This window comes from Intestinimonas sp. MSJ-38, assembly GCF_018917925.1.
In the GTDB taxonomy this organism is placed as follows: domain Bacteria; phylum Bacillota; class Clostridia; order Oscillospirales; family Butyricicoccaceae; genus Pseudobutyricicoccus.
Window position 1 is genome coordinate 26,899 of sequence record NZ_JAHLPO010000015.1, and the last position, 16,899, is coordinate 43,797.

Here is a 16,899-nt window from a genome sequence, read left to right on the forward strand (position 1 = left end):
CTCAAATTGAGCCGCATTTTGACTGCCGCTATTCAGTTTTTAGCGCTCCACGGCGCAGACCATCCAGCGATACGCCGACTGATCTCTGACACAGGTATAAAGGGTCAGGCGGTTGTCACTGCTGGCCGTTGTGCCGCTGGTGTCCGTCTCCAGCACCTTTGAAACGCTGGTGACGGTGTAGCTGCGCGTTCCCAGCTTTGTTGTGTAGGTGATGGTATCGCCCACGGTCAGCGTGTGGATCTGTCCAAAATGATTGTTTATGCCGCGGTTGTGCCCGGCGATACACACATTTCCATTCCAAATGCTGGTGTCATTGAAATGCCCCGCGCCCTTTTTCAGTGCGGTGCTGTCCGTACCTTCATAGACCTTGACGGTCAGACCAATAGACGGAATTTTCAGTGTTCCCAAACTGCCGTTGCTGTAATAGAGGTCAGAGGAAACCGGAGTGTACGCCGTGCTGTTCCAGCTGCCGCCGCTATCCACTGTGGGATAGGACACACTGCCAACAGAGCCGACGGAGCTGACCAGCCCGCCGCTGAGGGCATCGGGGATCAGGTTGGGCGTCAGGGGTTCCCCCGTATTGGGCAGGTAACTGGTGGGGCTGCCAAAGGTGGGCGGGATCAGTGCCGTGTTCTTGCTGCGGTCAACATTGTCCGCGCCGTACTCCGTGACCGTTTCCATGCTGGTCGGCCTGCCAAAGAGATAATCCTCCGGGGCATCCACTGTGTAGTCCAGCGCATAGGCGGGCACGGCGGCCAGCACGGCGGCCAGCACGGCGGTCAATGCCGCCGACAGGCATAAGGTTTTCCATTTCATTTTGTGTACTCCTCCCATTTCTTTTCGTTCTTACGCTTTTTCAGCCAATTACTCCCCAGCACACTGAGGCCGACCACACCAGCGCCAGCAGGCAGGATCAGCAGATAGCGCCAGTCGAAAGCGCTGCGTTCCGTCTGGATAGGCGTCCCGCTGAAAATGGCGGTGTAAATGGTATCATCCATCGTGGTACGAACTACCTCGCCGGAATAATCCGCCGTGACGATATAGCCAGTAGCATATTTGCTTGACACCTTCCCAGTATAAGTAGCCGAAGCATGATAAAAGCCATCCGACTCCTGCCACTGCACATCCGCAAGTTCCATTGTGCGGCCATTGTCTGTGATGCTCTTGGGGACAAAGGACACATCTGCGTCAGACAGGTTCGGGTAACTTCTCACCGCCGTTACGGTCTTGGTGGAGGTGTTGTATCCCGCAGCTTCTACCTTGATGCTGGAGGTATCCAGCACCAGAGTTCCGGTGTAACCATCCTCCGTGGTAACGGTACGCTCCGCGGCCAGCTGGGGCATGATCTTCTCCATGTCCTTTGTGTCCGTGTTCAGCGTGTAGGTTTCTGCATAGTCCTTCGCATCGCTTTTGGGGTTCTCCTGCCGGGTCACATCCAACAGCGTGTAGTGCCAGCCCTCCCGGTCAAAATCGCTGACAGGGATGCTGGCCGGATCATCTGTGGGAGACAGAAGATAGGTGCGCTCCAGCCGCATTTCCTCTCCACTGGCGTACTCGTTGACCTCCGCGGGATAGAGCGTCGGCGTCAGGAGCAGTGCATCCGCTGCTAAGGCCGGACAGGTCAACAGGCAGGAGAGCAACGCGGTGATGCACAACGATACTGTGCGTTTCATAGTGGTTCCTCCATATTTATATATAATGTAGAAATGTGTCTCGAATTGAGACACATTTTGAAAAGCGCCCCGCCGATGGCTCACGGCGGGGCGGCTGACGGGTTCGCTGGCACTGCGTTGGATGCGCCGCGCTCCCAATATGGCAAAAGCCGCTGTCAGCGGCTTTTGGGGTGTCCTCCCCTTGATTACCCAATGAGCCAGCGAACAGCCCGGTCAAGGCTCAGCCAGTGCGCGCACTGGCTGACTCCGCGCATGATTGCGCCAGCAATCGTGCGGCCTTGACAGGGGTGGGCGGTGGCTCATACTCCCCAAAGGGGAGACACCCCCTGTTGTCGGGACTTTACCGGGTGGGACGATGTACCGGAGCGCGGCTGCGCTGTTTGCCCATCTCCAGATTTTTTTCGATGGAGCGCCCAAACTGCTTGCTGGTATCCTGAATATTATCGAGGGCCTGTCGGCACTCCTGCGGTTCCCAGCCCTCATAGAGAGCAGCGAGGTTCGACATATCCGGCATAGGCCGTTCAATCCCGTATCTGCGGCAGAGGATATAGGAAATGCTCTGCGCGTCCAATTCACATTCGCTGCGGTCATAGCTGGCATTGGCGCCCTTGGCATGGAAACGGCTGTGGGCTACCTCGGCGGTGATCGCCGCAAAGGCTTCGTTGTCAGGATAGTCCGGGTTGATGGCCAGTTCCAGATTGGCCGCATCATAAAAGGCGGGCGTGGGAAGCTCCTTGTCGATGACCACCGGCACAACGGCATAGTTCAGAACGGTGGTCAACGCCGCCTCCATCTCCTTGCTGTCATTCTGCAAGGTAATCCGGGAAATATCCCGGCCCTGCGTCTGCTTGATGTCATAGGCATCCGCCAGCGTATAGCCGCGCCCCATAGGAGAGCGGGCAAAAATTTTCACGCCGTTGTTCTTCTCGCTGTCCATAACGGAACGGTTCAGCGTTTTCCAGCGGTCACGGGTTCCGAACACGGTGGCCTCCGGGTTCCCAAACATCACCAGCGCGATATTGCCGGCGCTGTAAGAGGGGTTGTCCCCCTGCATCTCCAGATAGCGGGCGTATGCTTCGGGATTGCTGGTGATCTCCGTAATTCCGGCATCCTGCATCGCCGTAGTATTTTCCCTTTCGGCCTGCTGGGCCTCCTTCCACTTCGTATCGTTTTCGGCCTTCCGGCTCACGATCTGCTCCAGATTTGCCATACAAAAAATTCCTCCTGTTATCTTGATTTCTGCTGTGTGGGCTGGGAACGCTGCTTGGACTGTCCTTCCCGCATCCCCGCAGCGGTTTTCTGCAACACGGCCAACCGGCCTTTTACCGTGGGAATATCGCTGATTTTTTCAGCCGTGTCAGTAGTCCTCGTCATCCGGCTCGTCCTCGATGGTGTCGAGCCATTCCCGCGCTCTGGTGAGGAGTTCCCTTGTTGAGTGCGGGGCGCGTCTTTTTTTATGGGATCGTCCTCCTGCGTCTGCGTGGGGGCGGGATAACCCCGGCGCTGCATGAACAGATTGACCGGGGATACAAAATCCGTATTGGTGACGAGCGCCACCACACCGTCATCCTCCTTTGTATCCCGGATCGCGGCAAAGAGGATATTCGGCTTGGCATATTTGCGGAAATCGTTCAAATCCTCAGCCTTGATGCAAAAGGTTTTCAGTTCCTTGCCCTCCCGCAGCAGGCGCTTCATGCTGGTTTTACCCACCAGCTTTTTATTGTCCTTCGCCAAAGCATACAAAAAGGCGGTCAGGTTTTTACAGCCTGCCGCCAACAGCTTGATACTGGCCTCCGTCAGCTGGATGCTCTCCTTTACCATCAGGTCGGCCACTTCTCCACTTGCGTCCATTTCCTTTCACCTCCCGGTTTTCAAATATTCGATCAGATCCACCATCGTACACTGAGGGGCGTACCGTACACAGCGGTTTATCAGCTGCTTGATGTGCCCCTCCCGCTGGGCATCAGGGAGCCGTTCAAAAAGTGTTACATCCCGAACAAGTTCAGGATAGTCCATCAAAATCACGCTCCCACGGTGGGCGCCGCTTTCCATATACTCCACATGAAGCAGCAGCGCCAGAACCGGCCAGCAGGTCTGTACCTCAAGCATAGAGAAAAACCCATTGGCATCACTGTCAGCGGTGTAGACCTCGGACAGAGCCATCAACCGAAAGCGGTCTTTCCGGGCCAGAAAGAGATAATCGTTATACCGGCTCTGCTCCAAAATCTCCAATTCCGCCTTTAGGCTGTCATGGTCAATAGGTTGGTACGCCGCGGTCAGTTCCAACACTTTGCTCAGGTCTGCTTTTATCAGCTTTTTCATGGTCGCTCCTTTCCTTTGAAATTTCCATCTGCGCCCGCACCGTGGGAATATCACCCTCAATACGGGCGCATAGCTTCAGCTCCCGGCGTAATACCCGCAGCCGTGCGGTGATCGTGCCGATCTCCTCGGAACAAGCTGTATCATCCGGTGCTTTTCGGCGCAAGCGGTATAAATCAGCCCGGCGGTCTGTCAGGGCGTCGATCTCCGCTTGCAGTGCCTCCTGCTGCATGGTCAGCTGCTCCACGCTGTCAATGCGGTTTTTGCGAAGATAAAAGAACTGCTCTTGGTAGCGGTCAAACTTGATGATTTCCTCCCGTGAAACTGGGGTCTTGCGCCGGGACGGCGGCTTTCTCAGCAGATAAAGGTATTTCAGATACAGAAACCGAATGCCTTGTGTACGGCCTGCCTTTAAGGGCAGATTACCTTTTACCCGATAACGCCGCCCATAAGAGAAATACCGCTGCGGCAGGATGGGGGTATGGTCGCTGATTGGCGGCGCTGTGCCGGTGCGGCTCTCCGTAAGGCGGGAGAATATTTCCGTCTCGCTGTACCCAGCCCCCAGCTTGTCCAGCCGGAGGAAGCGCACACCGCCCGGCGGCTTGACCGCCGCATGGGTCACTTGGGGATACCGCTTGACCTGATAGCCCATTTTCACCAACTCGCCCCAAAAAGAACGCATGGTGTAGGCGTTGGCGATGGCAGTATCTATATCCGCACGGGCCAGTCCACGAAAATTGGGCTTTCCTGCCTTTCCTGCCTCCCACTCGGCACGGCTGATGGATGGCTCACTGGGTTCGATGACGGACAGACCATGCGCCAGACAGATCGCGTCCGATGTGCCCCGGATGCCTACCCCGGAGCCGCCCAGCAAGTCCGCGATGCGATCACGGTACATAGAACCGTCCACAAAAGACACGCTATTGAATACGATATGTGAATGTAGGTGTGCCTTGTTCAAATGCGTGGACACCACCACTTCATATTTATCTGCCAAAAGCCGCTGCGCCAGTTCAACGCCGATGGCGTGAGCCTGTTCCGGCGTGACTTCTCCGGGGGCAAAGGACTGGATCACATGATAGCCCTTGCGCTTGCGGCTGGCCTTGCCCCAGCGGCGCTTGGTGTCCATCATGTCCGCATAGGCGGTTTCCCGGTCACAGTTCAGAGCGGTTTCAAAACAGTCCTGCTCGGTCTTATCCCGATTCATAGCGTAGTCCAGCACCGTTTCCAGAGAGGTTTTTTCCTCATTCTGCGTATAATTCAGGCATCTGTCCAGTCGGTTATGAATAACGATGATCTTCGTATATGCCATTTAGAGCCGCTCCCTCACAAGCCGCGTGGCCTGTCGCACCAGCCGCAGGGCCTCCGTGATCTCATTTCCGGTGGCTGCACCCCTTGCGTTGGCCTGATGGGCTAACTGGTTGATGTTGTTCCCGATGGCAGACAGTGCCCGAAGCAGGTCGGCATAGGCATCAGGCGGGCGAGGGCGGAGGTTCACGCCCATGATAAGCTGCCGCACCAGCGGCTCCTTCTTTAGGCCGGTCACTTCCGCCTGCTGGCACAGGTGGGCATACTCTGCGGCGTTCAAGCGGAGCGTCATTGTCTTTGCTGTTTCTCGCATGGCTGTTTCCTTTCTGATAAAAAATAATGCGTCTCAATTCGAGACGCATTTCGACAAGTAACATGGGGTCTTAGGGGCGCGCCCCTAACCAGCGGAATTTTGATGTCAAAATTCCATGCTGGCTGGGACAGCGACGCAAAGCGCCGCTGTCTACCGTGTCGGGGAATGTTTCTTTTTGATAGTATGTTTTTCCTTTTGGGAACGCTGTTTCTTAGGTGCGAAAGTAGGAACCTCCAGCATATCCGCATCGTCCAAGCAGTCCAGCAAAGCATCCACTTGACCTTGATCCGGGCGTTCCGGCTCTTTGGTTGCCACCGTATAGCCCCGCATCAACTGACCGTTGATGGAAAAGCGGCCTTTATGCTCTGCCGGGATCGGTGGACATATCTCAACAAACAGGTCAGCGTAGGCAGCGATACGGCCTTGCAGATATTTTTCCATGGATGCTCTATCCCGAAAAACCTTTCTGTCCTGACCGGCAATTTTCCAGCCATCACCGGAGTAGTCCGGGTTATGCGGTGTGTTGAATGTAACTGACCATGTGATTTCCCATGACTTCGGGACGGATTTTTTCAGTGCCCTATCCCATTCGGTTCGTTCATACTCGCGCCATGAAAAGCGGTACACCATATTGCTCATTTCATGGTTGCCATATTCACTGACCGTCCATTGGTTTGAGGTATGAGGCGTAGGCGGCGTTTTGACATATTCCAGAGCCTTCATATACTGCTGGGTCTGCTGGGCCTGTTTTGACCATTCCTCTACTGCGGCGTCAATGTGCTGACATATTTCTTTTTCACGGGCAATACTCTCGGCTTTGCGTTCCAGCAATTCATCCACGCCGCACTCGGTCAATTTATAAAAACCATCGCGGCCGTGTTGAAAGCTGATGTACTCGCGGACTTCCAACTCCCGCCCCGGCTCTAAACGGCTGTATCCCATGGCACACCGCCTATCTTACTGGAACGGACTTTTTGCGTTCAGCCTTCTTTTCAGAAAAATGCGCTTTCGGCTTCTCCGCCGGGGGTACTGCGGCATCCGCATCGTCCAGACAGGCCAGCAGGTCATCAACGGCCTTCTTGTTGGGTTCTTCCTTGTCTGGGGGAGCCAGCGTGTACCCCGCCGCCAAATAGCCGTTGATACTGAACATCCGTCTGCACTCATTAGGGACTGGCGGGGAGATTTCCCGGAACAGGTGACAATATAGGTCAAACCGGCCTTGGATATAATGCTGTGCGGCCTCCATGCTGGGGTATTTTTTCTTATCCTGCCGCGCGACATAGATACTGTCTCCCCAATAATTCCGGTAGTTGCTGTCTGGCTGCTTGGGAGCGTTGTAGACGATGCCCCAGCTAACGAGGTAAACATCGGCGGCTTTTTCATAGGAGATTTTATATCGCATTTTATAGGTGCGGTTGCTGATTTCCCATATCCCGTTTTTGTCTTGTTTCCACTCATTGGAGGTATGCTCGACCTCTGGCGTTTGCAGATATTCCAGCGCCCGTTCCAGCAGCATCGTCTGTGCGGCCTGCTCATCCCACGCTGCCGCAAGTTTTTTCAGCTGGGCGTACAGTTCTTTTTCCTGCGTAATACTGGCCTCTTTACGCTGTGCGACTTCTGCGCTCGTCAGCGTGACCAGCGGTGCAATATGGGGGCCAGCCCGCCAATCGTTGAAAGAAATATTGTGCTGGATCGTCATTTGCTGGCCGGGCGTGATACCGTCCTGATATGCGTTCAAATAATAAAAGCTGTCCTTACTGTCCTTTTCGGGCATGGACTCAACACCTCCTATCTGGCCGGAGTGTCCGGCCTCTTTTTTGCTTTTGGCTGCCAGCCCTTTTGCAAGCGATGTTCCATGGAAATAACGCGGTACAATTCCGCTTCACTTTTGGGGCAGCAGCGAAAATTCCGAATGGCTCCATACTCAAAGAAAATTTCTTCCCGCTGCTTTCTGTACTGCTCCGTCGGCATACGAAACTTCTCCCCGGAGTAAAAGGTAAGCTCCACATCCTCAAAGGGAATAGCGGCTTTTATGACCCGCTGTACCTGTTCCCGGTAATTCAGCTTCACAACATGACCCATAGGGGCCGTGCCACGCCGCCCAGTGATGGTGACGCGATAAGCTGCGGTGCCATCGGGCATATCCGCATAGTGTGTCCAAATCTTATACCCGTCGCTGTCTCGGAGAAAAGCATCTCGTTCCAGCACACACCATGTCCCGTTAGGGCGAGACATGAAGTAGAATATCCGCTCATCCATATAAGGGCTGTTCAGTGCGTCACGCAGCTTTTGGGCGTCCAGTTCAAAGTCTTTCTTGTAATGCTGCGTATTCTGGGATACCACTTCATCCAGAAACGCGATCAAACTGATTTCTTTTCCCATAGCGCACCTCATCGAGTCTGCACGGAGCGGTGGGGAGTTATCTTGTGGAACGGCTTTCGCTTGAGTGGTCGTTTGATCGGGGATAGCCATTTGGCTTCAAAATCAGCCAGCGTCATACGCTCGACACAGGATTGACTTTCAAAATCGCCGGGAGACAAATCGAGATAACCGTTGGGTGGAACGGGAACAGGGCTTGCGGTCAGGACAGTACCGAAATGCTCCACCGTGATATGCCGGGCAAGCAGACAGGGCTGGCTCCAATCCTGTTCACTGGTCTGCATATCATAGGCATATACGCCTTTTGGGATAGTGGCGCGGTCTACTCGAAGGGTAGTGAAAAGGCCGGGGATACCTAAAATCTCCACGGCCTCATAGTGTTCTTTCCGGGCGTCAACTGCGCTCATAGGCATTTCTCCTTTTTGTTCGCTGTTTTTTCTGTGTAGGCGGCGGCAGTTCTTTCGGTGGGTCGATACCGTCGATCAGTTCTGCGGCGGTATTGCGGATCAGTTCTAATGACGCTTTCAGCTGCGATAGATCCTTTCCGTGGCTCCATCCGGCCACATAGCCGAAAGAGTAATCTGCGGTATCAATACCAAAGTGCTGACAGACCACATAGGCCACGCTTTCAGCCTCCATTTCCCGGACAAAGCGCCGCTTGCGCTGCGGTGGTGTTTCACCGTCACCGTCCTCTATCGGTGCATGGAGTTTAGCGTGGCTGACCTCATGGATCATGGTTTTGATGGTTTGTGCTTGGCTCATGTCGGGCTGGACAAAAATGCGTTGTTCCGCAAAATTGCAACAGCCATAGGCATCGCTGGGGAAACGCTCAATGTGGATGGGATAGGGGGAAATGCTGCGGATCGCAGCCACCATACTCTCGTATTGCGCTACATCACTGGTCAGCTTTTTGACGATTTCCGGCAGCGGTTTTCCCTCTGTCTGGCTTATGTCGAACACGGTGACTGTCCGAAAACTCATGCGCTGTACCCACTGGACTGATTTGCTGGAAGAACCGTCCGGGGCAGTTTCCTCCACTTCTTCCTGCCTGCGATAAGGGCAGGGGGCGAGGATGGTAATGCCATGCTCGCCCCGCTTGACCTGTCGGCCAAAATTCTTTTTCCAGTCACCATATCCAGCTACCTGAGAAGCACCGGGACACTGCAACAAAATCAAAAGAATATTGCCGAAGCTGTAACGGTGGAATTTAGACATGATACTGAGATATGCGGCATACCTCTCACTGTTGAACAATTCCGTGATACCTGCTTCCAGCTGATTGGTGAGTTCCTGCACCTTTTCCATTCGTTCTTGATAGCCTATCTATCACCACCTCCTGTCGAAATGCGTCTCATTTTGAGACGCAAAAAACGCCCTTACGGGCGTCAGCGCTCCCGGTCGGGCTTTTTCCGATGGCGGGAAAGTTTTTCTTTATCACGATGGCCAGACGGTAAATCGCGGGCCGCTTCTCTGGCTCTGGCGATCATATCTGCTCTGGCGGCCTGCTTATCGCTGAAATAGTTTCCGAAATTGAAGTCTTGAAAGCCAGAATGTGCGTAGGCTTTCCATGTCACATAGGGGGACACGGCTTTGGGATTATGGGCGAGGACGATCTCGACCTCGCCCACCCTAAGACTGTCGATCACGGTATAACCCTGACAAACTCGCTTTTCTTCCATTTCTGCTCACCTTGCCGGGGTAGGAGGCTTTTTAGCCGCACCGTTCTTTTCTGCATCTCTGGCCTTCTGACGCTCGATGGCGCGCTTGCGGAGATCCAGTGCCTCAAACATCGTGCGCTTGACCGTAGCAACCGTAGTCCCCTCATCCGGGAAATAGGGACGGAGTTCGTCATCCTGAAAAGTGACCTTCAGCGGAGGATTGACCTCTCGTTTGGTAGGTGCCACCGATTTCTCGATTTTCTGCGGAGTAAGCGTACCAGCACGGCTTTCCTCCTTGAGCTTAGTCGCCTCGGTCTTAGAGGGGACTTTGCCGCCCTCTTTTTCGATAGCGTCAACAAGGGTTTTCTGCTCGGCAGGTTTCATGTGAGAAATTTGCTCGGCGGTGTCCAGCGGAAGTTCCTTCTTGTCCACCATTTTTTTCAACGGCTCCTCCAGCTGATTGACGCGCATCAAACGCTGCACACTGGCACGGCTCATGCCCAAATCTTCACCGACCTGCTCGTCACTGCGTTTCATCGGCGCTTTGCCAGCCAGAATGTCCGCCTTAGAACGGCGTCCCGCCTTGCGCTTCAAGGCATCCATCTTCATCTGCGCGGCGCGGGCCAATTCAGAAATAGGAATGTCCTTACGGTGGAGGTTGCCATCTACGCACTGGATTTGTGCGTCATCCTCGTCCACACGCTCGATCAAAACAGGAATGGGATAATTCAGCTGTGCGCCGATGTCATGGCGGCGATGGCCGGAAATAATTTCAAGACCGCCGTTGCGGCCGGGGCGGCAGAGGACGGGTTCACGGATGCCATAGTTTTTGATGGACTCAAACAGGTCTTTATAGTCCTGCGTCTCACGGTTCACCGTAAAGGGATGATCCAGAAAGTCCTTCAGATATGCCGGATGAACGGCCATACTGTAAATTTCCCCCTCATTGGGGATAGGCAGCTTAAAAAAATCAGCTTCGGCAGGGGCATCCAGCCGATCCTCAAACACCTTGGTCACGGCAGAACCTTTCGGCCCATCTGCGGTACGGGTAGCCGTAGCAGCATCCTTCGGCTGTTCCGGCGTTTTTTGCGGCACCGCTGCCTTGGCCGATTCATCGGGCTTTTTAACCTCGTCAGGCTTGGCAGGAACGGCGGGAACATCAGCGGGCTTACTGACCTTGACAGTCTTAGCATCCTTGGCCGCCTTATCGTCCTTGGCAGGTTCAGCAGGCTTCTTCACCTCATCAGGTTTGACGGGAGTAACCGAAGCCACGGCAGGCTTATCATCCTTGACCGCCTTATCATCTTTGACAGGTTCAACGGGCTTCTTCACCTCGTCAGGTTTGGCGGGCGTGACCGGAACCGCAACAGGCTTACCATCCTTGGCCGCCCTATCGTCTTTGGCAGGTTCGGCGGGCTTCTTCACCTCGTCAGGTTTGGCGGGAGTAATCGGAGCCGCAGCGGGCTTGCCATCCTTGACCGCCTTATCGTCCTTGGCAGGTTCAGCGGGCTTCTTCACTTCGTCAGGCTTGGCGGGAGTGACCGGAGCCGCAGCGGACTTGCCACCCTTGGCTGCCTTATCATCCTTGGCAGCTTCAGCAGACTTCTTCACCTCGTCAGGTTTGGCGGGAGTGACCGGAGCCACAGCGGGCTTGCCATCCTTGACCACCTTATCGTCTTTGGCAGGTTCAGCGGGCTTCTGCACTTCGTCAGGCTTGGCGGGAGTGACCGAAGCCGCAGCGGGCTTGCCATCCTTGACCGCCTTATCGTCCTTGGCGGGTTCGGCGGACTTCTTCGCCTCGTCAGGTTTGGCGGGAGTGACCGGGGGCGCAGTGGGCTTTCCATCCTTGGCCGCCTTATCGTCCTTGGCCGGTTCAGCAGGCTTCTTCACTTCACCGGGCTTAACAGCGGCGGGCGATAGAATGGGCGGTTTTGTTTCTTTGGCAGGAATAGGCGGTGCGGGAGTGGGCGGCGCTCCGGCAACAGGTGTCCGAAACGCACCGATCAGCGGGTTTTTCTTTTCGTTGGACATTGATTTACCTCCAAATTCAAGTTTTATGTCGAAAAATGTGTCTCATTTTGAGCCACATTTTCAACCAAAAATTAAAGGCCGAAGTCATGTTGGACTTCGGCCTGATAATGGTTATTCATCGTAAGCGGGGCATTGAACAGCGTGGTAAGCAGATAAGCGCGGATATTACGGACTTGTGTAGTATTACGGCGCAGACACTCAAACACATAGACCATCAGCGAGTAATCCAGCCGGTAGAAGCGGGCTTGCACCTGCGGCAGCGGTATGTTTTCTCCGCCGATCCGCACGGTTGACTGTGTGGAACACATTACATCAGCCATTAGCCCCACGACCTCATCCACATCGTCGGCATTGAACTGTTGACAAAGAAACGGATATTCGATATTTTCTTTGATCTCTCTCAGATACTCGCTTCTATCCATCCATCCCGGCTGCTCGGCGGAAGGCGATGGATGGATAGATTGATTTTTATAGCTAAAATCAGTTTGATTAGATTCAATATAATTACCGTCTGTTTTTCCGAAGTCTGCACTTCGGAAAAACGGAAGTCTTGACTTCGGATTATCGGAACTCTTGACTTCTGATTTTCCGACTTCTTGACTTCCGATTTTCGGAAGTCTGGGAATCTCCTGCGGCGCAGGGGTTTCAGCAGGAACTTGGCGGGCCGCAAAGCGTTTGACATAGATTTTTGTTGGTCTGCCTTGGCCTTGCTTTACTCGCTCGATCAGACCGCAGCCTTTATCTGTATCCAGTTCGGACAATAATTTGACAGCCTTTTCGTGACCACAATTTAAGTCCTCTTGTATCTCGTCCAATGTATAAAAGATATAGACCCTGCCAGCGTCATCGTACCAACCATTCCGCGCTGACAGACCCATTCGGTCAAGTAGGAGGCCATACAGCAGCTTCGCGTCTGTGGAAATTTTTTTGAACTGCTGCCCGGTGACAAGCTGGCGGGGAATACGGTAAAAAGAAAATTGACTGCTTTCGTCTCCGTAGTAATAATCGTATATCATGCTCTCCGCCATGTCGATTTTCCTCCTTAGCGCTGGAAAAAGGTATGAAAAAAGGACACTACCTTTTCAGATAGTGTCCTTTTTTGACCTGTTTCCTTGGGCGTCTGTCAATAAAGTTAGTATTTTCAATGCTTTCAAGATACTTCTTTATCAACACACTCCTGATGAGCCGCTGTTTTTTTGTTCTTAGGGGAGCAGGGGTTTGCAGATCAGTTTATCCAGCTTGGTTCCCAGAATATCCTGGGCATGGGCCGGGCGCAGGACCCAGGCGGTATCGGCTCCGCCGCCGGTACCGGCCACGCACACCACCGGTCCGGGCTGGATGGCGCCGCAATCCAGAGCCATAACGGCACACTCTACGCAGACCTTCGTGCCCTGGCCAAACATCCGCAGGGTGTAGGCCATGATCTCCACCGGGTAAATGCCCTTCATACGGGTGGAAAGACCCCGTTCGGCGCCGGAGAGCACATGGGAGGTGGTGACCACCTGCATTCCGCAGTCCTCCAGTTCCTTCCGGACTTCCGGGGAAAGCTCTTGGGAGCCGGGCTCTTTGTAGCCGTTGGCATGGGTGACTACCACCACTTTCATGCCATTTTGGGCGGCTTCCTTGAAAAAGCGGGCAGTGTAGCCCGAGCCGCTGGCCACCACAATGGTGGAGATGTTTTCTTCTTTGGCGGCTTTGAGGGCCAGTTCCACCGTCTGGGCGGTGCAGTCTTTTCCGGGTTTTTCAAAATACATGGCCATCGCTCCTTTTGCTTGTTTTCTCCAGTGTATCATAAGCAGGGGAAAAACACAACGGCGGTTGCCAAAGAGGAGAGAGGCAGGTATAATAAAGGAAAGATTTTCATCAATGGAAAAAGCGAGGGAATACATATGAAAGAACCCACTTTGCTGGTGCTGGCCGCCGGTATGGGCAGCCGCTATGGCGGCCTGAAGCAGATCGACCCCTTGGGACCTCATGGAGAGATCATCATTGATTATTCGCTCCATGACGCCTATCTGGCCGGTTTCCGCCGGGTGGTTTTTGTGATCAAAGAAGAGCTGAAGGATGTTTTCGAAGAGAAGGTGGGGGCTCTGGCCCGGGAGAAGATGGAAGTCCACTATGCCTTCCAGAAAACCACCGATCTGCCGGAGGGATGTTCCCTGCCGGAGGGGCGGGTCAAGCCCTGGGGCACCGGCCAGGCTGTGCTCTGCGCCAAAGATGTGATCGACGGTCCCTTCGGTGTCATCAACGCCGACGATTTTTACGGCCGGGAGACTTACAAACTGCTGTATGACTTCCTCACCGGCTCCCACACCGGGGACAAGATGGATTTTTGCATGGTGGGCTATGTGCTGAAAAACACTCTGACGGAAAATGGCACGGTATCCCGGGGCGTCTGCCAGGTGAAGGACGGCTTTTTGGAGACGGTCACCGAGCGCACCAAGATCCGGGGCACCCAGGATGGGGGCGCGGAATACACCGAGGATGGAGAGAATTACATTCCCCTGTGTCCTGACAGCACCGTGTCTATGAATGTATGGGGTTTTTCGCCGGAGTTGTTCACCTGCCTGGAAGAGGGGTTTGAGGCTTTCCTCAAGGCTCCTATGCAGGACCCCCTCAAGGCGGAATATTATCTACCTGGAGCGGTGGATGGGCTAATCCAGCAGCAGAAGGCCCAGGTGCACATGCTGCGCACCGGCAGCCAGTGGTTTGGCGTCACCTATCCCGAGGATAAGGACATGGTGAAGGCCGCCTTGAAAAAAGCCTTTGACGAGGGCGTGTATCCCCCTCTGCGGTAATGGTAAGAAAGAAAAAGAGCCGCCAGTGAAGTGACCCCAAAAAGTTAGACAATATTTTGAAGTAAAAATTGTTCAAGCAGCCGAAAGGGCTTGCTGTCTGTGAATTGCAGGCGGCAAGCCCTTTAGCTTTGCCTTGATCCTGCGGTTGTTGTAGTAATCCAGATATTCAACGAGTTCCTGTTTGAAGTGCTCCATGGACTGAAATTCTTGCAGATATAGCAGCTCACTTTTGAGCAGCCCAAAGAAATTTTCTATCACAGCATTGTCCAGACAGTTCCCCTTACGGCTCATGCTCTGCCGGATGCCTTTCTCTCGGAGCATCCGTTGATACTGTTTATGTTGGTACTGCCAGCCCTGGTCAGAATGGAGAATGAGGTTTGTTCCGGCCGGAATTTTTGCAAACGCCTCGTCCAGCATGGTCGTCACCATGCTGAGCACAGGACGATCCGATATGGTATAGCTGACCAGATCGTTGCTGTGCAAATCGAGAATTGGGGACAGGTAGAGCTTTTCTCCGAACAGGCTGAACTCCGTCACATCTGTAACCCACTTCTGGCTCGGCCTGTCCGCATGGAAGTCCCGGTTCAACAGATTTGGCGCAATTTTGCCTACTTCTCCCTTATAAGAGCGATACTTCTTCATCCTGACACGGCAAACTAAGCCCAGCTCTTTCATAAGCCGCTGGACAGTCTTGTGGTTCACAGAGAATTTACGCTTGCGAAGTTCTGCCGTGATCCGGCGATAGCCGTACCGGCCCCTGTTTTCGTGGTAAATCGTTGTGATTTCTTCCTTAACAGATGCATATTTGTCTTCTTTCTGCATCTGCTTCAAATGATAGTAGAAAGATGCACGGGGCAGTTGAGCGATTGAGAGTAGAATACTGAGTGCGTGTTTTTGCCTTAGTTTTTGAACTACCAGCGTTTTTTGTGCTGGCGTCGCTCGTCTTCCAAAACCAAGGCTTGCAAATTTTTTAGGTAGTCATTCTCCGCACGCAACCGCTGGACTTCTGCCAGCAGATCTTCTTCCACCTCCTTCGGCAGCCGCTTTGGCGGACGACCCTTACTGCTGCGGCCACGCCGTTCGATGGCTAACCCTTCCGGCCCTTCCTCCAGGTAGATTCGCTCCCATGATTTGATTCGATCTCTGCTGTTTACCTCAAATCTACGGCAGGTTTCGCTGTAACTCAATTTCTCTTTCTGCATGGTTTCAATCACCAGTTTTTTGAATTCCGGCGTATATCGTTTGTTTGGTACTCCTTTTGGCATAGCAAAACACCCCACATGTTAGACAGTATGATATACTGTCTAACAAATGGGGTGCAGTTCAATTTTATATTGGGTGAATAAAAAACAGTCCCTTTCCTACGGCAGGAAAGGGGCTGTTTTGATGAAAATTTATTTCAGGGTGTCCCGGATCAGGCGAAGCATATTACCGTTGCAGATCTTGTCGATCTCGTCGTCGGTGAAATGAGGCTTCAAAGCGTCCACAATCAGGGACAGGCCGGTGTAATCCTTGAACTCCAGCGTGGAAGTGATGCCGTCAAAGTCCGAGCCGAAGCCCAGAGCATCCAGACCGGCTTTGTCACGGATGTGGAGCATATGACGCACCACCGACTGAATGTCGGTATACTCCGCCCCTTCGTTGAGGAACTGGGAGGCAAAGTTGATGCCCACGACGCCGCCCTTCTCGCCCAGGGCATGAAGCATCTCGTCGGTCAGGTTGCGGGTGTGATTGCACAGGGCCCGGCAGCAGGAATGAGAGGCCATGAAGGGCTTTTTGCTGTGCTTCACCACATCCCAGAAGCCGCCGTCAGACAGATGGGACACATCCACCAGCATACCCAGCTCGTTCATCCGCGCGATGCAGTCCAGGCCGAACTGCTTCAGCCCCCGGTTCATAATCTCCGGATCTTTGGAGTTGGGGAAGCCCAGGCTGTTTTCATAGTTCCAGGTGAAGGAGATCAGGCGCACGCCCTTCTGGTAAAACTCCTCCAGGCGCTCCATTTTGCCCTCCAGAGGCACGCCGTCTTCCACGGTGAGCACGCTGGAAACTTTGCCGGCCGCTTTGTTGGCCATAATATCGTCATAGTTGCAGGCCGGAGCCAGCACATCCTTGTTAGCCTCCAGCTCTTTCAGATAAGCTTTGTAGACAAACTGGAAATAGTCATAGGGAGGCAGAGTGACGCCTTTGCTGGCGCCGCTGTCGTGGGTGGGGATGAAGATGGCGAAGAATTCCGCCATGGCGCCGCCCTTTATCAGCTTTTCCATGTTGATGTGGCCCGGGTTGTTCCGCAGGGTCACTTTTCCTTCCGAGCGGGCGATGCACTCGCCCATGGTGTCGCAATGGGTGTCGATGAAACGCATTTCCATAATCTTGTTCACCTTTCTATGATAAATAATATGGGACACTAAGATAATAAG

The 16,899-nt window shown here is 53.8% G+C and carries 20 protein-coding genes; 1 reads left to right on the plus strand and 19 read right to left on the minus strand.

What is annotated here, in order from left to right; all coding sequences use genetic code 11:
- Positions 1 to 39: 39 nt before the first annotated feature.
- The 16 genes from KQI26_RS10170 to KQI26_RS10245 all read right to left on the minus strand — a co-directional run bounded on the left by KQI26_RS10170 (position 40) and on the right by KQI26_RS10245 (position 13,435).
- Positions 40 to 816: a class D sortase gene (locus KQI26_RS10170; RefSeq protein ID WP_216504321.1), complete on the minus strand. Its 777-nt coding sequence runs from the start codon at positions 814 to 816 to the stop codon at positions 40 to 42.
- Positions 813 to 1,673 (minus strand): hypothetical protein, encoded by an 861-nt coding sequence (locus tag KQI26_RS10175; RefSeq protein WP_216504322.1) that lies wholly within the window; start codon positions 1,671 to 1,673, stop codon positions 813 to 815. Before KQI26_RS10175 ends, KQI26_RS10170 begins: the two co-directional genes overlap by 4 nt.
- A gap of 340 nt (positions 1,674 to 2,013) precedes the next feature.
- The gene (locus tag KQI26_RS10180) at positions 2,014 to 2,883 is read right to left on the minus strand and encodes a hypothetical protein (protein ID WP_216504323.1); all 870 of its coding nucleotides are present in this window, start codon (positions 2,881 to 2,883) and stop codon (positions 2,014 to 2,016) included.
- A 17-nt stretch (positions 2,884 to 2,900) separates the two neighbouring features.
- Positions 2,901 to 3,524, minus strand: coding sequence for a PcfB family protein (locus tag KQI26_RS10185; RefSeq protein WP_216504324.1), 624 nt, complete (start codon positions 3,522 to 3,524; stop codon positions 2,901 to 2,903).
- A 6-nt stretch (positions 3,525 to 3,530) separates the two neighbouring features.
- Positions 3,531 to 3,995 carry a hypothetical protein gene (locus tag KQI26_RS10190; RefSeq protein ID WP_216504325.1) on the minus strand — a complete coding sequence of 155 codons (465 nt, stop codon included), beginning with the start codon at positions 3,993 to 3,995 and terminating at the stop codon, positions 3,531 to 3,533.
- Entirely contained in the window at positions 3,928 to 5,304 is a 1,377-nt protein-coding gene (locus KQI26_RS10195) for a relaxase/mobilization nuclease domain-containing protein (RefSeq protein ID WP_216504326.1), read from the minus strand. Before KQI26_RS10195 ends, KQI26_RS10190 begins: the two co-directional genes overlap by 68 nt.
- A complete protein-coding gene (gene mobC / locus KQI26_RS10200; protein WP_216504327.1) occupies positions 5,305 to 5,613 on the minus strand; it encodes a plasmid mobilization relaxosome protein MobC in 309 nt (102 codons plus the stop codon).
- A 150-nt stretch (positions 5,614 to 5,763) separates the two neighbouring features.
- A complete protein-coding gene (locus KQI26_RS10205) occupies positions 5,764 to 6,555 on the minus strand; it encodes a hypothetical protein (protein WP_216504328.1) in 792 nt (263 codons plus the stop codon).
- Positions 6,556 to 6,565: 10 nt separating this feature from the next.
- On the minus strand, positions 6,566 to 7,387 hold the full coding sequence (locus tag KQI26_RS10210; RefSeq protein ID WP_216504329.1) for a hypothetical protein: 822 nt from the start codon (positions 7,385 to 7,387) through the stop codon (positions 6,566 to 6,568).
- A 14-nt stretch (positions 7,388 to 7,401) separates the two neighbouring features.
- Positions 7,402 to 7,995 (minus strand): hypothetical protein, encoded by a 594-nt coding sequence (locus KQI26_RS10215; protein WP_216504330.1) that lies wholly within the window; start codon positions 7,993 to 7,995, stop codon positions 7,402 to 7,404.
- Between the two features lie 8 nt (positions 7,996 to 8,003).
- Positions 8,004 to 8,399 carry an LPD28 domain-containing protein gene (locus KQI26_RS10220; protein ID WP_216504331.1) on the minus strand — a complete coding sequence of 132 codons (396 nt, stop codon included), beginning with the start codon at positions 8,397 to 8,399 and terminating at the stop codon, positions 8,004 to 8,006.
- A complete protein-coding gene (locus KQI26_RS10225; protein WP_216504332.1) occupies positions 8,386 to 9,297 on the minus strand; it encodes an ArdC-like ssDNA-binding domain-containing protein in 912 nt (303 codons plus the stop codon). Before KQI26_RS10225 ends, KQI26_RS10220 begins: the two co-directional genes overlap by 14 nt.
- An 80-nt stretch (positions 9,298 to 9,377) precedes the next feature.
- A complete protein-coding gene (locus KQI26_RS10230) occupies positions 9,378 to 9,671 on the minus strand; it encodes a hypothetical protein (RefSeq protein WP_216504333.1) in 294 nt (97 codons plus the stop codon).
- Positions 9,672 to 9,677: 6 nt separating this feature from the next.
- Positions 9,678 to 11,681, minus strand: coding sequence for a ParB N-terminal domain-containing protein (locus tag KQI26_RS10235; RefSeq protein ID WP_216504334.1), 2,004 nt, complete (start codon positions 11,679 to 11,681; stop codon positions 9,678 to 9,680).
- A gap of 71 nt (positions 11,682 to 11,752) precedes the next feature.
- Complete coding sequence (locus KQI26_RS10240; RefSeq protein WP_216504335.1) at positions 11,753 to 12,709, minus strand: DUF6017 domain-containing protein; 957 nt, start codon at positions 12,707 to 12,709, stop codon at positions 11,753 to 11,755.
- 174 nt (positions 12,710 to 12,883) lie between these two features.
- Positions 12,884 to 13,435 carry a pyruvate kinase alpha/beta domain-containing protein gene (locus KQI26_RS10245; protein ID WP_216504336.1) on the minus strand — a complete coding sequence of 184 codons (552 nt, stop codon included), beginning with the start codon at positions 13,433 to 13,435 and terminating at the stop codon, positions 12,884 to 12,886.
- A gap of 135 nt (positions 13,436 to 13,570) precedes the next feature.
- Between KQI26_RS10245 and KQI26_RS10250 the strand changes: the two genes are divergently transcribed.
- Positions 13,571 to 14,479, plus strand: coding sequence for a sugar phosphate nucleotidyltransferase (locus tag KQI26_RS10250; RefSeq protein ID WP_216504337.1), 909 nt, complete (start codon positions 13,571 to 13,573; stop codon positions 14,477 to 14,479).
- A gap of 72 nt (positions 14,480 to 14,551) precedes the next feature.
- On the opposite strand, the gene KQI26_RS10255 is transcribed toward KQI26_RS10250, so the two are convergent.
- From KQI26_RS10255 to KQI26_RS10265, 3 genes are all read right to left on the minus strand, one after another.
- On the minus strand, positions 14,552 to 15,397 hold the full coding sequence (locus tag KQI26_RS10255) for an IS3 family transposase (protein ID WP_216504364.1): 846 nt from the start codon (positions 15,395 to 15,397) through the stop codon (positions 14,552 to 14,554).
- On the minus strand, positions 15,391 to 15,744 hold the full coding sequence (locus KQI26_RS10260) for a helix-turn-helix domain-containing protein (RefSeq protein WP_216504338.1): 354 nt from the start codon (positions 15,742 to 15,744) through the stop codon (positions 15,391 to 15,393). The genes KQI26_RS10255 and KQI26_RS10260 overlap by 7 nt, the downstream gene beginning before the upstream one ends.
- Positions 15,745 to 15,873: 129 nt before the next feature.
- Positions 15,874 to 16,848: a dipeptidase gene (locus tag KQI26_RS10265; RefSeq protein ID WP_216504339.1), complete on the minus strand. Its 975-nt coding sequence runs from the start codon at positions 16,846 to 16,848 to the stop codon at positions 15,874 to 15,876.
- Positions 16,849 to 16,899: the final 51 nt, after the last annotated feature.

What these genes read in the sequence shown, in the direction of transcription:
- KQI26_RS10180 (WP_216504323.1), bottom strand. Translation starts at nt 2,883, where the DNA reads ATGGCAAATCTGGAGCAGATCGTGAGCCGGAAGGCCGAAAACGATACG.
- KQI26_RS10245 (WP_216504336.1), bottom strand. Translation starts at nt 13,435, where the DNA reads ATGTATTTTGAAAAACCCGGAAAAGACTGCACCGCCCAGACGGTGGAA.
- KQI26_RS10185 (WP_216504324.1), bottom strand. Translation starts at nt 3,524, where the DNA reads ATGGACGCAAGTGGAGAAGTGGCCGACCTGATGGTAAAGGAGAGCATC.
- KQI26_RS10190 (WP_216504325.1), bottom strand. Translation starts at nt 3,995, where the DNA reads ATGAAAAAGCTGATAAAAGCAGACCTGAGCAAAGTGTTGGAACTGACC.
- KQI26_RS10250 (WP_216504337.1), top strand. Translation starts at nt 13,571, where the DNA reads ATGAAAGAACCCACTTTGCTGGTGCTGGCCGCCGGTATGGGCAGCCGC.
- KQI26_RS10265 (WP_216504339.1), bottom strand. Translation starts at nt 16,848, where the DNA reads ATGGAAATGCGTTTCATCGACACCCATTGCGACACCATGGGCGAGTGC.
- KQI26_RS10175 (WP_216504322.1), bottom strand. Translation starts at nt 1,673, where the DNA reads ATGAAACGCACAGTATCGTTGTGCATCACCGCGTTGCTCTCCTGCCTG.
- KQI26_RS10240 (WP_216504335.1), bottom strand. Translation starts at nt 12,709, where the DNA reads ATGGCGGAGAGCATGATATACGATTATTACTACGGAGACGAAAGCAGT.
- KQI26_RS10230 (WP_216504333.1), bottom strand. Translation starts at nt 9,671, where the DNA reads ATGGAAGAAAAGCGAGTTTGTCAGGGTTATACCGTGATCGACAGTCTT.
- KQI26_RS10170 (WP_216504321.1), bottom strand. Translation starts at nt 816, where the DNA reads ATGAAATGGAAAACCTTATGCCTGTCGGCGGCATTGACCGCCGTGCTG.
- KQI26_RS10215 (WP_216504330.1), bottom strand. Translation starts at nt 7,995, where the DNA reads ATGGGAAAAGAAATCAGTTTGATCGCGTTTCTGGATGAAGTGGTATCC.
- mobC (WP_216504327.1), bottom strand. Translation starts at nt 5,613, where the DNA reads ATGCGAGAAACAGCAAAGACAATGACGCTCCGCTTGAACGCCGCAGAG.
- KQI26_RS10205 (WP_216504328.1), bottom strand. Translation starts at nt 6,555, where the DNA reads ATGGGATACAGCCGTTTAGAGCCGGGGCGGGAGTTGGAAGTCCGCGAG.
- KQI26_RS10260 (WP_216504338.1), bottom strand. Translation starts at nt 15,744, where the DNA reads ATGCCAAAAGGAGTACCAAACAAACGATATACGCCGGAATTCAAAAAA.
- KQI26_RS10235 (WP_216504334.1), bottom strand. Translation starts at nt 11,681, where the DNA reads ATGTCCAACGAAAAGAAAAACCCGCTGATCGGTGCGTTTCGGACACCT.
- KQI26_RS10195 (WP_216504326.1), bottom strand. Translation starts at nt 5,304, where the DNA reads ATGGCATATACGAAGATCATCGTTATTCATAACCGACTGGACAGATGC.
- KQI26_RS10210 (WP_216504329.1), bottom strand. Translation starts at nt 7,387, where the DNA reads ATGCCCGAAAAGGACAGTAAGGACAGCTTTTATTATTTGAACGCATAT.
- KQI26_RS10220 (WP_216504331.1), bottom strand. Translation starts at nt 8,399, where the DNA reads ATGAGCGCAGTTGACGCCCGGAAAGAACACTATGAGGCCGTGGAGATT.
- KQI26_RS10225 (WP_216504332.1), bottom strand. Translation starts at nt 9,297, where the DNA reads ATGGAAAAGGTGCAGGAACTCACCAATCAGCTGGAAGCAGGTATCACG.